This window comes from Aeoliella mucimassa, from assembly GCF_007748035.1.
GTDB lineage: Bacteria > Planctomycetota > Planctomycetia > Pirellulales > Lacipirellulaceae > Aeoliella > Aeoliella mucimassa.
The window spans coordinates 5,579,690-5,594,521 of the sequence record NZ_CP036278.1; the positions used below are offsets into that span (position 1 = coordinate 5,579,690).

A 14,832-nucleotide genomic window follows, 5' to 3' on the forward strand; every position below is an offset into this window, starting at 1 on the left:
TTAGGCAACATTCGCTGATGAGCAAACGCTCTCAATGCTGGTACTGTCGATGCACGGGAAGATGGCATCCACCCGATCCGAATGTTTGCTCGAAGCGGATAGCCAGGTGTTCCACCCGAGTCGGAACGAACTCGTCTCGGTGGGGCTACCAAGCTGCATCGCTGGAACCTGCTGATGATCGAGTACTAGCTGAACATCGAAGTCAAACTCCGGACCTAACAGCAATCTTGCAAGCTGGCAAAGCATGAAGAACCGCCGCCGCTCTCCGTCGGGTGAGGTGTTGGGCAAGAACGAGTCGAATTGCTGCTGTGACAAAGGACCCACACGAAGTCGAAGCTTGCTTTGAACGTCCCAAACACGACTGCCGACAATCGCACTGATCCCAAGCTGTGAGTTGTTGTTGCGACAGCCAAGGCGAGTCTGGCTTGCTGAGTCAAGTTCGAGCCACTGCCCAGTGAACTGTTCGACGGTGATCGACACCTGAAAGTGTTCCGAAAGTACTCGCTCGATCTGCGCCGCGGAACGCCGCCGGCGCGAGAGCACCGATACATGTCGCAGCAGAGCCCAGTCGTTAATGAAATCGTCGGATGTGGTGTGGGTGCGCTCCGAAGTACCGGGTGTGGTAGTGACGTGTAGACGATTGCGAAACGCGTTGCCTCCCAGACCTATCAAGCCGAATAAAGCTTGGGTGTAGGTGCTTCTTGGCGGCCGAGGACCCTGACGTTCTGGTAGGCTGCGGTCGATACGCATTTTCTTCCAAGCTCGATACATCGACCAGACGAATCGACTGGTAAACATATCGAACCATCCCCGCATTGCATGACGCGCCGGACCGTGCCCGTCGCGTTCGATCTCTTGGACCTTCTCCGTGTAATGTCGAGGGAGCACTCCGCTGGGGCCGGTGAGCCCCATGAAGTTTACGGTAACCGTGGGAGGGGCTTGGGAGTCCGCGATGTCGATTCGCTGGATAGCGCTAGCTGGAAACGCCAGACTGGGAGAAGTGACGAACTTCACCGGCTTTTCATCAGCGATTCTTACATCACCGTCAGTCTCTTGCTTTGTCAGCAGCGAAATGGCCTGATAGAAATCAAAAGCGTGGCCCTGGTCGCTCAGCAGGTCTTCGAGTTCGTTGGCGTTTTTTGTCGGCGATGTCTGGGAGTTGGAAATTGTCATAGCAGTTCTACCTCACCGGAACGGGCCCCCCACACTCGTTTAAGTCCTTCCTGCTCAGTTGAGAAGTGGAGCTTTGTAAACGAGTTGGCATTGCAGTACTGGGCAAAAAATCGTTCCAGTACACTAGCAAACAGAAAACTACCTACCGAGCGGTAGCGTTGATCGTCGAGCGTCAGGTCGACAGCCACTCCTCGGCATACGCCTCCTTCGAGGGCTCCGCCGACCCGGGTAACGCACCGTCGCGCGGTTACGTTGCTGATTCCATCAATCATCTCACTGTTGGCTATCGCTCGCTGTGGATCGGTGTGCTTGTCGGCGTAGTCGTAAAGTCGCAAGAGCTCTTGCAACGCTTCGGTGGACTTGGTTGTTTCGCTAAGTGAAAGATGATTGAGTGAGAGATGCGATATGAGCCTCCATTTTGCCGCATGTCCTAGCGCTGCCCGGTTAGGAGCGGTGGGGTGTTGCAGGCACCGTACCGCACCGACAGGCATGGCCGACTCTAGCTCGAACCGCAGTCCATCGTTTCCGGTAGGAAGCCGCATCGGCATGTCGCGGTTGGTGCAGGTCGCGCGAACCGTGATCGTTTCGTTGGTAGGATGATGAGGATTGCAGTCGAGGTCCACAAGACGAAGGTAAACGTCGGTGCCACGATCGTTGTGCCGAAGGCTGTCGCGTCGCTGATCTTGCCAGTAGTATCGGGCTTCGCCGGGGCCGTGCCATGAGTTCTCATGGTTCAGCCCAAACAGCGAGGTGTACTCCGTGCCTTTATTCCCGGCGACCCCGGTAACGTTGTCGACACTGTACACTTCGTAGCCATCGCGATCGTTCAGGTCGGGCACCACCAGGTATTCACTGGCTTTTTTTGTGTTTCGAATGGGTTCGCACACCTTCGCGAATAGGTTGACGATCGGAGTGCATCCCAGCCGGAAGGTTTGGGCATCGACTTCTCGCAGCAAGGCATCGTCGCAGCGATTCAACGCGAGGCGAAGCTCAAGCGTCTGGCCGACGCCGACGAGATTCTCTTTACCTATTCCATTGATGTCGACAAAGGAGAACTTCTCGGAGAAGGCAAACAACTCCGTCAGTAGCCGATAGGCATGGTCCGTCGCAGCAGGGTAGGGGAGTAACCCTTCATTTTTCGAGAAACCAACCGGCGTTATGGTTGAGCCAATCGGCAGATGACGCGCATTTGTGAAGTCAGTTCCATCCCCCAGTGCGATGGAAGTAACGTGATTTAAAAGCAACTCGTAAAGCGTTGCCATCAAAGCTTGGTCGCCACTCAGGTGGAAACGCAGGGAGTCGATATCCAGTTGTTCGAATTGCAAGTCCGCATGAGTCTTCAGGCGAATCTTGAGGATGGCAGCGGTTCCGTTCGGAACCGATAGGTCGCGATCAAAGGGAGGCGGTAGCAGCTCGGCCGAGGCAACTTCAATCGGCCAGATCTTGAGTGGATAGCAGCTCTGGTAGCGACAGCGAGTACCCTCGACGCTAGCGCTACGCAGGCCAGTGCCCCGAGGAATGGTCAAACCAGTAACCTGCGGGCTCGCCGGATTGGGATTGATCTGCGCAATGGCCAAAGAAGGAATCGGCGCAAGGTAGTGAGGGGAGATCATCGACAGCATGCCGTCGGTGATCTCGGGGAAATCGTCGTCGAGTTTCTTTTGAACGCGTGCGCTCAACAGAGCAAACGCTTCGATCAATCGTTCGACATGCGGGTCGCGACTACGATTGCGTTCCAGCAGCAGCTGCCCGGCGGCCGCAGGGTATTGGCACCCGAAATCTTCCGCTTCACGACGAATGAAATGAAGCTCGCGTTCGTAGTAGGGATAGAGTGTGTCGCTCATGATTGCACTAACTCCACCTGAGCCCGCCCTTGTCGGTAATTAACCGAGTAGTCTGCGGAGATTGTCGTGTCGGGATTACTGGTGAGCGTCGCCACAATCGTGAGTTGACACGTCGTGGGTTGCTGGCGATTGGGAGTCACGGTCACTTTTGCCGTAGCGATACGAGGCTCGAAGCGAACAATCAGTTGTTCAAGTCGACGGCCCACCGCTTGCTGATTGTCGTAGGTGCCGATCACTAGCGAAGAAGGCAGCGGTGCACCGTAGCAGGTAATGCTGCTAGCAAGCTCATCGAATCCCTCGGTACGGGCGTCAGCGGTTGTCCAGGTGTTGAGCAGGTCGGTGATATCTCGCAACAGCCCTCTGACTGGATCCGCTGGTACAGACGACGACACGTCGTAACTCGCGAGCGTGAGCTTGTCGAGAAGCGATGGTACTAGATCAGGATGTGATTTTGTCGCCAGCATGAGATGGGGGTGTGACGGTGAAAATAAAAAAGGGGCCGCGCACACTAACGTGGCGGCCCCCGAGTATTCTCAGCTGTGAATGAACCTAGATGGCCTTGTTTTCTTCCAGGTTCCAACCAGCCTTCACTGGGGTATCGAGGGCACCTTTGTCCTTCTGAGGACGATACTCGTAGCTAATCTTGGCAAAGGCCAAGGTAACCGTATCGAGAGGCAAGGTGCTGCCATTGCCACCGCTGGTGTTGTACGAAGACACAAGTACTTCTTCGAGCTTGATTTGGTAGAACTCTTCCTGGCTACCACCAGCCTTGCGGGCTACCAAAGTTGCTTCCTTGATGTGTTCGCCTTTGGCGCACGACAGGAACAACTTGGGAGAGGCCTTGCAGGCATACATGGTGAAGGTGAGGTCCTGCATCGTGACCTTTCCGCTACCACCACCGGAGGTGTAGGGGATGCTCACTGGTTGGCTTTCGCCCCAGGTGAATCCCAGAATCTGAATCTCTTTGGCATGCTTCGAATCTTTCGATTCGCCTTCGATGCCATCGATCTTCAGGAAGTAGTCGATCGAGCCTTGCGATTTGGGTTCGCCGTTATTGCCCATAGTTATATCCTTTGTATGTCGTTGATAGTGATTGTTGTGGTAGTTAAACGCTCATGGCGCGGGCACCCATGACATCGGCTTCTTTTTCCAATCCAGCATCGATGTTGAGGCTGGTGCCGCCGTTGAGTTGGGTAAAGGGTTTCACACGGCCTTGCTTCTGTTGGACGACGTGCCACGCCTCGTGAGGGAGGTGTCGCTCTTGTCCGGGGGCCAAGTAGATATTGGTGCCTTGAGCATAGGCATGAGCCTGCAGTTGAGCAGGTTTTGCACTGTTATAGTAGACTCTTACATCGTCCATGCTGTAACCAGATAAATTTTCTAAGCCCGACTTTAAGTTGTCGGGTAGACCAGTGTGGTTGTTCCCGAACGTCGCGTTGCTTGGCGTTTCCATGGTTAGTTCTCTATGCTTTTAGGAAGTGCCGTCCCCGGCGACGAGCACCAGGGACGACACGTGGATCCAATTGTGGTTAACCCTTCTTGGGTACTTCAGCCACCAACCGCATCGAGGCATTCAAAGTCTCGAGTTGGAAGTGAGGTCGTAACCAAGCAACCGCTTCGTACCAACCAGGCTTGCCAGCGACTTCGCGAACTTCGATGGTCGCATCCGAAAGCGGGCACTTGGCCTTGGTTTCGTCGCCAGCCATGTTGGGATCGCACACGTAGTTGCCAATCCAATCGTTCAGCCACTTTTCACATTGGGCGGCTTCGAGCATCGAGCCAACCTTATCGCGAGCCATTACCTTCAGGTAATGGGCAAAACGCGAAACGCACATCAGGTAGTTGATCTTCACGCTCAGCTCAGCATTTGCGTTGGCCAAAGCGTCGAAGTAGGTCTTCTGCTTTTGGGTCGACTGGGCACCCATGAATACGGCGAAGTCCGTCTCCTTGGCGTGCAGCAGTGGCAAGAAACCGAGATTCGAGAGTTCAAACTCACGGCGATCGGAAATCGCAATTTCCGTCGGGCATTTCATGGCAACGTCGCCATCGTCGGTGTTGAACGTATGCACCGGCAGGAATTCAACCTTACCGCCACCTTCGACACCGCGAACCTTGGCGTACCAGCCGTACTTCGAGTAGGCATCGGTCACGCGCGCACCATAGGCCCACGCAGCGTTCATCCACAGGTACTTGCTGTGGTCGCGACCGTCGACAAACTCTTCGAAGTCAAACTCTTCGACTGGCTTGAAGTCTTTGCCATAGGGCAGACGGCCGAGCACGCGAGGCAGCATCAAAGCAACGTAACGGGAATCTTCCGAGTCACGGAACGAACGCCACGAAGCGTGGGCGGCACTCTCGAAGATCTTAGCCAGATCACGAGGGTTCGGTAGTTCGGTAAAGCTGGTCAGGTTGAACAGTTGTGGCGAGGCAGCCGAGATGAACGGGGCGTGAGCACTCGCGGCAACGTTGGAAACCAAACGGAGCAGGGTGATATCGTCGGGATGACGACTGAACTCATAGTCGCCGATCAACAGGCCGTAGGGAGCACCACCGAGTTGACCGTACTCTTCTTCGTAGACTTTCTTGAACAGGGCGCTTTGATCGAACTCAACGGCCGATTCCAGGTCCTTCAGCAATTCTCGCTTGGTGACGTTCAGCACGCGAATCTTGAGCGAGGTTCCAGTTTCCGACTGATGCACCAGGTAGTGAAGACCACGCCAGCTACCTTCGAGCTGTTGGAACTTCTCGTTGTGCATGATCTCGTTCAATTGGGCCGAGATCTTTTCGTCGATCTGAGCAATCCAATTGTTGATCGTAGCAGCAGTGTCTTTCGAAGTAATTTGATCGGGTTCAACCGCATGGCGGATGAACTCAGCCAGGTAGTCCTTTTGGGTGTCGCGTTCTGCTTCGTCAAGAGCACGCGAATTCTCGAGTAGTTGTTCGAGAAGGCTTAGCTCCTCAGCGACATCGCTGGTGGTAGTCTCGGTGGCAGTTGCCATTATTAGATCTCCCGTAGAGGAAATAGTGGTGGGATGGTCGGAGTAAAGGGGCTTCTACTTCGTCTCTTCTTCCGTGCCGAGTTCGCTGGCCAGCGACTTGGCAGCTTCGGGATCGCCCAGTACTTCTTCCAGAAGACCTGTGTACGAATCGTTGCCTTCCATGGTGCTCAGCACCTGGCGAAGCTTATGACGGGCTTCGAGCAACTTGTTCAACGAGGGGACTTGCTTCGCAACGTTCTGAGGTTCGTAATCGGTGATATTGCTGAACTTCAGAGCGACTGACAGGTTGGTATCGACTTCGCCAGTCAGACGGTCAGCGACGTTCATCGCCAGGCGAGGTTCTGCCTTTTCCATGACTTCGTTGAAGTTGTCTCGGTCGATCGGCACAAACTTGCGTTGCTTCAGGGGCTTGTTGTCGGCCGCGGCGTCACCGCTGAGATCGGCCATCACACCCACAACAAAAGGAAGCTCTTTCTTTTCGAGGGCTCCATTGGTTTCAACATCGTAAGTGATTTGTACGCGTGGCGGACGTACTCGATCGAGAGTATGTTGCTGGCTTTCGCTCATTGCTCTTTTCCTCGGGTAAGGTAAGTATGGCTAAACGTGTGATAAACGGGGCGTCATGCGACTGGTGTGTGTCCTTCGGAGTCGGCAATGCCGAATTCTCTGTTCAATTCGGTGAGGATCGATTCCTCGCGAATAACATGCTTCATTAATGCTGGGAAAGGCAGGCGTCCTAGTCGCACCGCGCGCTTTACCAGGTAGGGGATGGGACTATGGGGCTCCATGCCTCGCAAGCGATCGGCGGCCTGATCTAGCAGGTAGTAGAGCCCCTCACGATCAAGGTGTAAGAGATCGGTGCTAGCTGCCGGAGTTTGGGTGTCCGATGGGAGATCGGGTGTGTTGGTTGTGGAAGAAGCCGAATAGACACCAAGCAGTGCCATTTCCGCCGCCACAAGATTTCGAATGTCGGTCAAAGCGGCCCGCAGGTTGAGCAGAGCGGGAGCCTCGTCGCCCATGTGGAGTTGGAGGCTCTTCGAAAGACGGTTTAAGTGATCGTCGCATTCCTCCAGCACATTCACAATCTCCCGATAGTGCTCCGGTGGAACATTCGAACGGAAGTGCGAGAGTCGATCTTGGTCATTGGGGTCGGTTGACCGCGTAAGTTGCACAAGTTTGTTGTAGCTAACTCGCGGGGACAATCCGAACAGCGGATACGACCGTAGTGTATTGGGCAAGCAAACACCCCGATCTGGATCGTCCAGCAGGTTCTCGACAGGAGTCGCGCGAGTTTCGTGCGAATCGTCTTGAGCTATGGGGATCAGAGATTCCCAAGATGTGTCGACCACTTCATTGAGCTGGGCAAGGGCATCGCAAAAACCACATAATCCGTCGACTCGTAGCCCAGCTTCCACAAGGTGGCATGCGATGCGAAGGTCCTTCGTAGGGCCGGCGAGTGACTGATGGCAAAGCTCGTAAATTGCCTTCCAATCGGCCGTTTTTAGAACTTCCGGACGCGTGACATCGTCGAAGTCCAAAGGGTGTTCTTCGCGACGGAGCTCTCGAAACGTCGGAGCAAAGCGATGAGCGTAGTACGACTCGTCGACCGCGCATGTATCTGCGGCGGCAGGTTCGCAGACCAAGGTGTTCGAGTGGTCTTCTTGCATGGAGACGATTGCGAGAGTGGGGGGGATGGGGCAGATGTGGCAAAGGCACATCAGTCGATCGAGTCCGACAACAGTAGGTTACGGGTAAATGCGTGTATTTCGGGCTTGCAGATTTTTTTGTCTACTTTCACCAGATTCGATCAAATAGCCGTGCATGGCCTACCTTTCTTGTATTGGGCGTGAAGTGCGCAGTGGCCTCGGCCTGAGCACAAGTCTCACATTCGCTACAATCCGGTAACACTGAATCTCGCCATGACTGTGTCGTATCGTGAAACTGTCGATCAACTAGTTAGCTACGCACTCAAGGTGCATGAGGCAGCCAACTCGCTTGGGCAGCGCAACTTTGAGTACGAACAAGCGGTTCTTCTGAATCAACTGTTGGAGCTTCCTGAATCGACCTCCGATCAAGTGGGCGATCTCGGCCCACGCTATGCCCTTGCTTGTTGGCTGGATGAGATCTTTGTGCAGGATTCTCCGTGGTCGTCGCAGTGGAATGAGAATAAGCTCGAGTCTCGCCTGTATGGGGTGAACGATCGGGCATGGGAATTTTGGCGATTGGCCAAAGTGGCAGAGTCGCGAGGAGACGAGGAACTGTTGCGAACGCTCTATGTGTGCGTAGCACTCGGCTTCCGTGGACAACTGCGGAACGACCCAGAATCGCTTGAATCCTGGATGGAACGTACCAAGGTAAGAATCACGCGAGGAGGCCGTAGCTCTCGGAGCATGGACGTGTTCGATACGCCAATGAGTACTCCCCCCCTGCTTACCGGCGAAAGAGAATTTCGCCGGGCGTCCACCGCAGCCATGGTAGCCACCTTGGCATCCGCCCCCGTAATCACCTACGCCTTGGTACAGTATGTCTTGCGCTAGGTAGTATCGATATCCAGTGAGAGTAAGAAGATGATCCAGCTAGTTAAGAGCACCAGCAAGTGGATATGGCAGGTACTTGCTTTGCCATTCACGTCGATCTGGAAGCGATCAAGCTCCAATGCTATTACATGGGCGATGCATGGCGTGATGGTGCTCGCGGCACTGGTTGGGCTGTGGTGGGTGAACCAATGGTTCCGACTCGATATGGCAGTGCAAGCACCTTCGCTCGTGCTGCGCCAAATGTGGTTGCCACTGATGTTTGTAGTCGCCTACGCCATCGCATGGTTTAGTTGGTGGACTTGGTTAGCCTGGCGGCAACCTAGTCCACTATCCCCCTACCCCGAAATTCAACAAGCTTGGCAGGCGGGCCTCACTGGACTGGAAAGTGCGGGCATCAAGTTGAGTGACCGCCAAGTTGTGTTCATGGTCGGCAGCACTCCCAGTACCGACAACGATATTCTTGCTAGCCTTGAGGTTGATGCTGTCTACGGTCCCCGACCTTTAGCTGCTACCGCACCAGTCAGAATATTGGCTGATGAGAAAGCCGTGTATATCTCAGCACCAGGCGTTTCGGCCTTATCGGCTCAAGCCGAACGCTGGTGCGAACTGCGTCACGCAAAGCTACACGCGGTCGCTAAGCCGACGAACACGAATAGTAAGCAGAAACAGGGTACGCTTGAACAAGGTATGCCCATCACTTTGCGGGCACCTGCCTTGGTAACCGCCGGCGTCGCGACACCAGCGGAGAGCGGTGATGTCACACTGCAGTCGGTGAGTGCCAGTGAACACGCAGCGTCGCTGCCGCAGGATGAAACTTTGGAAGATCTCTCGATTCGATCGATGAGCAAAGCAGTCTCAGATCCCGAGGAAGAGAATTCGGTTTGCGATTCGGCGATTGCTGCCAGCGAATGCGAGTCGATGCGAACTAAATTTGCGTATCTCGTTTCGCTCATAGGTGAAGCTCGGTCTGGGCAAGTGCCTTTTGACGGAGTGGCAATTTTCTTGCCGGGTGAGTCTCTCGATTCGCCAAGCAGGGCAGACCTAACGCTTCGCTTGGCCTGTGGAGATCTCAACACGCTTTCTGAGTCGTCCGGCGCCACGGCGCCAATCGTGTGTGCCTTTACCGATGTGGACGATGTCGAAGGTTGCGGAGAACTGTTGAACCAACTGCCTAAGAATCGTCAACAGCTACTACTCGGATGCGATATTGCTATGGATGATGCAACATCGGGCGATAGCAAAGGGGTTGCCGAGCAGATGGGCCAAATCAGTTCACTACTTACTCCTGCTATTTGTTTGCGATTGTTCAAGTCGGCAAAGTCACAAGTCAACACGAATCGCCAGCTTTTTGCGTTTCAGCACGCCATCGCTAGGAAACGGGAAAATCTAAGCAAGATTGTCGCTAGTCTTGCAAGTCGAACGAAGCAGCCATGGCCAGTCGCCGGCGGCTATCTTGTCGCAACAGGCCATTTCCATCCCGAAGTAAGAGGGTTCGGTGGATGTGTGATGCAACGATTGCTCGACTTGCCGGGAAGGGCGCAGTGGACCTCGGACGCGGTGTCGCTGAATCGTAGCAATCTTTGCTGGGCGAAGTGTCTCTGGGGTGTGGCGATAGCGTTGGGCGTGGTATCCATAAGCCTTCTTGTCCTATAGGTCTCTATAGGCTCAGTTCGATACCGGCATGAGCTGTCTGTCCCTTCTCGACTTTTACCGACGAGGTTCCGGTGCGTTGGGATTGCAGCTTGGTACACCAAATAAGATAGGCACCCGGCTTCACTCCGCCGAATTCGAAGTTGCCTTGCTTCTGTGTTGTGGTTTTCGCTACGACTTTCTGGTCGGGAGATCGCAACTCCACCGTGAGTCCGGGTTGTAGTCGACCTCCTTCAGAGACTTGTCCAGCGATACTCCCAAGCTCAGCCTGCACGGCTGTCTTAAGCCTTAACTCACGAGAAACAATGCGAGCCAAGCCAACACCGTTGGTGACAACAGCCGAAACTGTCGTCGTTGGTTGGTTGGCGGGGAGTGGTAAAGTCGCACCCCAAGTGTTCATGGTGCCTGGAGTAACATGGGCTGGCACGAGTGTCACGCCCTTTGGTACCTCGTCGCCATCGGCTGAACCAGCGAACATGTGGACCGTGCTGACTCCACTTAGATTGTCGGAAGCCTTGATTTCGAACCGTGTCGCAGCCCCCGCGACAAGCTGTGGAGAGGTCGGTGTGATCAGCACCTGGTTGGCAGGAGAGTTGTCGAGTGTTACCTCGGTCTCGGTTTTGGCCAGTAGCTGATGGCGTTCGTCGGTGAGCGCCAGATTCAGTTTGTAAGTACCTACTAGTCCGTCGGTTGTCAGTGCTCCTTGAGCATCTTGCATCGTGGCTAGAATGCTCATCCGGCCCTTTTTATCGGGTGGTGAGAGGGTGACCTGAGGAACTCGTGCTTGGTTCAGCTGAATGCTGCGGACCGGCGTCGTTGATGGCGTATCAGCAGGAAGCAGTCTTGCTTCGATCGTCGCATTCCGTGGGGCGGAGTAAACGGTTGTGGCGAATTCAAGCGGAGCACCCGATTTCAAAAGCGATGGTGTGCTACACGTCAGTCGAGGTTCTTTTAGTAGCTCGAGCCGGGTGGTCTCCCCTTCATTCGGAAGTGGTGCTTGGAGCGAGTAGGTATGTTGCACGCCGTCGATGGTGATAGACCACAGAGGGGGTGAAGTGAGATTCGCCAACTCGTCGGTCGTAAACCGACAGGTGAGCGTGCTCATGGGGTGTTCGGCATCGAGTACCGCTGCCATCTGGCCACCCGTGGCATGAATGCTAGGTGTCGACAAGCCGTTGCTTGGAGAAAGCTCGACGAGACTCGATCGTGGGCCGCCAGGAAGCCAGCGAACAGGTAGGTGCAACGTAAAGTGCTCACCGGCTGACTCTATCCACCCCTCTGCGAGTTCCATGTAATTTTCGGGGGAAAGTACCGTAACTGCTGAATGGCTGGTATAGAGAGTTTGCGAGTTGGATTGATCGAGAACGGTCACTCCTAAGTGCTCAAGTGGGAGAGGAGTCTGGAGAGGATCCTTCGTAGCAGGAAACGGTACTGATACCGGTTGCCCTGGCGGTAGCTCAAGGTCGGCGGAGTACGTTTCGCCACAATCCAAATGAACGGTCACGCTTTGAGCATTGTCCATGCGATTCTGCAGCATAAGCTCGAAAGGCTGACTCTGGGATGCAGGCGTAATGGTGAGGCTGTTCGCAAGCTGGCGACGAATGCCAGCGACTTCAATCCAGGCTTCCACTGAAGAGGAACGCGACAAGTTTGGAAGAGAGATTGGATAGTATCGAACATCACTACCGACTTCGATGCGGGCAAGAATACCTCGAATGCCGGAGAGTTCAGGGTACGCAGCATCCGGTTGCACATCCAAATCAATATGCGCCTTCCAGTGCTCGTCTTGTTGACTTAGGTGCGTGTTTGCCGATAACGCCGAATTTGGTGAGAGTACTACTAGTGCTGGCGAATCATGGTCGGTGGAGATTAACAACTCGACCGCCTCCGTTGGAGTCTGTTCGCTTAGTTTATCGCAGGAAACTGGACCAATCACCGCCCACGCCGGCGAAGAGGAGCGATATGCAGACGCCAGCCGCTGATTGGCAACAGCGTAGATTGAAGAGGGAAGGGGATTGCGGGAGAATAGAGCAAATCTCTGTTGTTCTCGCGACCGCCATTGCTCACTGACTTGAGTAGCAAGTTCCGCAGAAGGATGGAACTGTCCGCTGGCGTACATGCCTTCGCGATATCCAGCTGGAAGAACACGCGACACTCTGTCGAAGAATGCCAAGTCGTGCTCGGTGTCTGAAGTGGAGGCAACAGCTCGATAGGCTGCGGCCAAGGTTCTATTTAGGATGGCAGCGAAACACTCTTGGGTATGATGCTTGTAGTCGTCGCACTTCTGCTTGAATGGAGCCATGTCGAGGCCCCCCATCTCGCCAAGAAGATACGTGCACTCAGCTTCCTGGATAGCACGGTCGGCAAATGTCGCGTTTGCAGTGTCACTGCGACGCATGGTCATCGCGTCGACGATTGTCCTGGTGTTAACCTGCCTTGCAAAGTGGTCCAGTTCTTGTGACTGTGCCTCGCTCTTCGATTCAAGCTTCTTAAGCAGTGCTAATCGGTTGTCCAGAGAGAGTAGCGGAGTCGCGAGCACCGCTTCTGCTTCTTCGCGACTCATGCTGAGTTCTTGCTCAATGGCTACCAACAGAGCATCGATGTTTTCCTGAGATAGCAAACTCTCAAGGTCGTCGCAGTGTTGCTTAACCGAGCGAGTGAGTTGTTCGATAAGGGGGGATTCGTTGCAGAAGTCTTCTTGCCTATTCTGCTGCAGTAAGTCGGCGAGTTGCTTGGAAAGCACCGAGGCTTCTTTCCAGTTTGGAAGGGTAGCTGAATTGGTGCGTACAATGGGTAGGAATGCCGGCAGCAATTGAAAGGAGCGGTCTCGTGTCGCAATCGCAGCATTGGCAATGCGTTGATATCGAATTGCCTTTTCGTAGAGCATGATTGCTTGACTCAGCTCTTCTCGCCCTTGCTCTATGGGGCCGTAACCCGGATTGAATAGGAGAACTTCGCCTTCAAGGCGATGGCTCAACGCCTGATCAAGGATATGGGAAACATCGGGAGTTGCGAGAGTGTCGCCGCATGCTTGTTCACCCAGAAGGATGCACTGCAAGCAAAGTTGAGCATCTTCTACTTCGGCAAACTGGTGAGAGTCCAGGCGATTGGAGATCTCAATGATCGCAGCTGTTTCAACGTAGCTGCAATCGCAACCAGTCAGCTGGAGATAGTCGCTGATCGCGGTCAATTGAGTCGTGAATGTTCCTTGAGCATGAGGAAGTACCTCAAGTAGCGCCAAGAGTACTTCGGATTGATTGTGCGGTTGTAAACTTTTCTGGAGAGTATCCAACAGCTGCGACTGTTGCTTCTCAACCATCTTCGGGGCTTCGGTGTAGTCCAAGGCTGCAAGTGATGAAAAGTAGACGGACCAGGCGTTCTTGGCCTCGACACTCGGAGCCGGCATGGAGTGTGCCAGCGAACCCAGAGATAGGGGGTTGTTGAGTGGTAGATTGCCTCCTTCGATTACCGAGAGCATTGGTCCAACAGCCGATATCCAGTAGGTTCTCAGTGCGTTATCATCGGCACCATAACGCCAGCGGCGCTCGATCTCGATTAGCGTCTCATCCAATCGTCGAATGAGGCGGGGGTGCGTGTGGAGTATTCCTGCATTTAGCCATAGAGTTCTTTGCTGCCAGGACTCTTTCAGCCAGTCGGGGTAGGCCTCGGTTTTGGCTTGAAATAGCACCGGAGGCTGGGAATGGCGATCCGCTACAGTGAGAACAAAGTCGTCGACGTCTCCGAGCACTAATGGTGTTTGACGATTCTCACCATGGGAGACTGACCAGCCGTCGACACGGTTGGTGACATAGGCAGCCACTTCGCGAGCTGATACCCGACCATCGCTGATGGCAGAGTCATTGAATCCATCCGCCCAGCCACTGATGCCTTGCTCGAAGAAATACCCAAAGAGCGTTCGTCCAGTTCCCAGCAGTGGTTGAGCGTTCTGGCCAACACCGCTGGAAACGAGAGTTAGCCGATAGTCATCAGGTACTTTGGCGAGTGCGGTAATCGCTCGATCGGTGATTTCTTCAGGATACAAGCCGGCTTGTCCCGACTCTAAGGCCGCAGAAATGTCGAGTATTAGAAGTTTCTGTTGAGAGGTACTCTGTGCAAGCAACGAGAGAATCTCAAGGAGAGGGATTCCCTCGCTCTGCTGGCCGAGCGGCTGAAAGTCCTTGGTCATCAATACAAGCTGGTTATTGGTGTCCACCGATGCCAAAGCCGACAGATAAACTACCAGCGGCTGATCCGAATCGATGTCCTCTGCCAACAACTGCCGCCGCAACATCGAGGAAGACAGGCTTGGTTCAAACTGAAAACTCTCGTTGGAAAAGTAATCGCCCTGCTGAATGGCAAGACGATCGTTTGCCGCTGCCAGGTTGTCGGGCACCAACGACGATTCCAGGTGAGGCGACCATGCAGCAATGAACTTACATGAGGTCGGCGCGGCAATTTGCGTCGTAAGTGCGAGCAGCAGCCCCAGTAAGACACTGATGGCTAAGAGGTGCAGTACGATATGGCCCTGTTTCTTTCGATACAGGGGATGCTTAGGCTTAGATTCCTGCTGGCCAGAATTGCTGGTCGGCAACGCGGTCTCGGTAGTCATGAGGCGCGGAGGGGCGGAAT

Annotated in this window: 11 protein-coding genes; 2 read left to right on the forward strand and 9 right to left on the reverse strand. The window is 54.4% G+C overall.

Annotated features, from left to right (window positions below; all coding sequences use genetic code 11):
• The 8 genes from tssG to Pan181_RS21960 form a co-directional block, all read right to left on the reverse strand.
• Entirely contained in the window at window positions 1–1,173 is a 1,173-nt protein-coding gene (gene tssG, locus Pan181_RS21925; protein ID WP_145250180.1) for a type VI secretion system baseplate subunit TssG, read from the reverse strand.
• Complete coding sequence (gene tssF / locus Pan181_RS21930) at window positions 1,170–3,017, reverse strand: type VI secretion system baseplate subunit TssF (RefSeq protein ID WP_145250183.1); 1,848 nt, start codon at window positions 3,015–3,017, stop codon at window positions 1,170–1,172. Before tssF ends, tssG begins: the two co-directional genes overlap by 4 nt.
• The gene (locus tag Pan181_RS21935) at window positions 3,014–3,481 is read right to left on the reverse strand and encodes a GPW/gp25 family protein (RefSeq protein ID WP_145250186.1); all 468 of its coding nucleotides are present in this window, start codon (window positions 3,479–3,481) and stop codon (window positions 3,014–3,016) included. The genes tssF and Pan181_RS21935 overlap by 4 nt, the downstream gene beginning before the upstream one ends.
• A gap of 85 nt (window positions 3,482–3,566) precedes the next feature.
• Complete coding sequence (locus Pan181_RS21940; protein WP_145250189.1) at window positions 3,567–4,079, reverse strand: Hcp family type VI secretion system effector; 513 nt, start codon at window positions 4,077–4,079, stop codon at window positions 3,567–3,569.
• Between the two features lie 43 nt (window positions 4,080–4,122).
• Complete coding sequence (locus Pan181_RS21945; RefSeq protein WP_145250192.1) at window positions 4,123–4,470, reverse strand: eCIS core domain-containing protein; 348 nt, start codon at window positions 4,468–4,470, stop codon at window positions 4,123–4,125.
• Window positions 4,471–4,546: 76 nt separating this feature from the next.
• Complete coding sequence (gene tssC, locus Pan181_RS21950) at window positions 4,547–6,016, reverse strand: type VI secretion system contractile sheath large subunit (RefSeq protein WP_145250195.1); 1,470 nt, start codon at window positions 6,014–6,016, stop codon at window positions 4,547–4,549.
• A 54-nt stretch (window positions 6,017–6,070) separates the two neighbouring features.
• Complete coding sequence (tssB, locus tag Pan181_RS21955; protein WP_145250198.1) at window positions 6,071–6,583, reverse strand: type VI secretion system contractile sheath small subunit; 513 nt, start codon at window positions 6,581–6,583, stop codon at window positions 6,071–6,073.
• A 53-nt stretch (window positions 6,584–6,636) separates the two neighbouring features.
• Entirely contained in the window at window positions 6,637–7,683 is a 1,047-nt protein-coding gene (locus Pan181_RS21960; RefSeq protein WP_197528588.1) for a type VI secretion system protein TssA, read from the reverse strand.
• 252 nt (window positions 7,684–7,935) lie between these two features.
• Between Pan181_RS21960 and Pan181_RS21965 the strand changes: the two genes are divergently transcribed.
• Both Pan181_RS21965 and Pan181_RS21970 read left to right on the forward strand, forming a co-directional pair.
• On the forward strand, window positions 7,936–8,553 hold the full coding sequence (locus tag Pan181_RS21965; RefSeq protein WP_145250204.1) for a DotU family type IV/VI secretion system protein: 618 nt from the start codon (window positions 7,936–7,938) through the stop codon (window positions 8,551–8,553).
• 204 nt (window positions 8,554–8,757) lie between these two features.
• Complete coding sequence (locus Pan181_RS21970) at window positions 8,758–10,206, forward strand: type VI secretion protein IcmF/TssM N-terminal domain-containing protein (protein WP_197528589.1); 1,449 nt, start codon at window positions 8,758–8,760, stop codon at window positions 10,204–10,206.
• A gap of 4 nt (window positions 10,207–10,210) precedes the next feature.
• On the opposite strand, the gene Pan181_RS21975 is transcribed toward Pan181_RS21970, so the two are convergent.
• A complete protein-coding gene (locus Pan181_RS21975) occupies window positions 10,211–14,812 on the reverse strand; it encodes a carboxypeptidase-like regulatory domain-containing protein (protein ID WP_145250210.1) in 4,602 nt (1,533 codons plus the stop codon).
• Between the last annotated feature and the right edge of the window lie 20 nt (window positions 14,813–14,832).

Excerpts from the sequence above, each read along its gene's own strand:
- tssG (WP_145250180.1), bottom strand. The coding sequence starts at position 1,173 with ATGACAATTTCCAACTCCCAGACATCGCCGACAAAAAACGCCAACGAA.
- tssF (WP_145250183.1), bottom strand. The coding sequence starts at position 3,017 with ATGAGCGACACACTCTATCCCTACTACGAACGCGAGCTTCATTTCATT.
- Pan181_RS21935 (WP_145250186.1), bottom strand. The coding sequence starts at position 3,481 with ATGCTGGCGACAAAATCACATCCTGATCTAGTACCATCGCTTCTCGAC.
- Pan181_RS21940 (WP_145250189.1), bottom strand. The coding sequence starts at position 4,079 with ATGGGCAATAACGGCGAACCCAAATCGCAAGGCTCGATCGACTACTTC.
- Pan181_RS21945 (WP_145250192.1), bottom strand. The coding sequence starts at position 4,470 with ATGGAAACGCCAAGCAACGCGACGTTCGGGAACAACCACACTGGTCTA.
- tssC (WP_145250195.1), bottom strand. The coding sequence starts at position 6,016 with ATGGCAACTGCCACCGAGACTACCACCAGCGATGTCGCTGAGGAGCTA.
- tssB (WP_145250198.1), bottom strand. The coding sequence starts at position 6,583 with ATGAGCGAAAGCCAGCAACATACTCTCGATCGAGTACGTCCGCCACGC.
- Pan181_RS21960 (WP_197528588.1), bottom strand. The coding sequence starts at position 7,683 with ATGCAAGAAGACCACTCGAACACCTTGGTCTGCGAACCTGCCGCCGCA.
- Pan181_RS21965 (WP_145250204.1), top strand. The coding sequence starts at position 7,936 with ATGACTGTGTCGTATCGTGAAACTGTCGATCAACTAGTTAGCTACGCA.
- Pan181_RS21970 (WP_197528589.1), top strand. The coding sequence starts at position 8,758 with ATGGCAGTGCAAGCACCTTCGCTCGTGCTGCGCCAAATGTGGTTGCCA.
- Pan181_RS21975 (WP_145250210.1), bottom strand. The coding sequence starts at position 14,812 with ATGACTACCGAGACCGCGTTGCCGACCAGCAATTCTGGCCAGCAGGAA.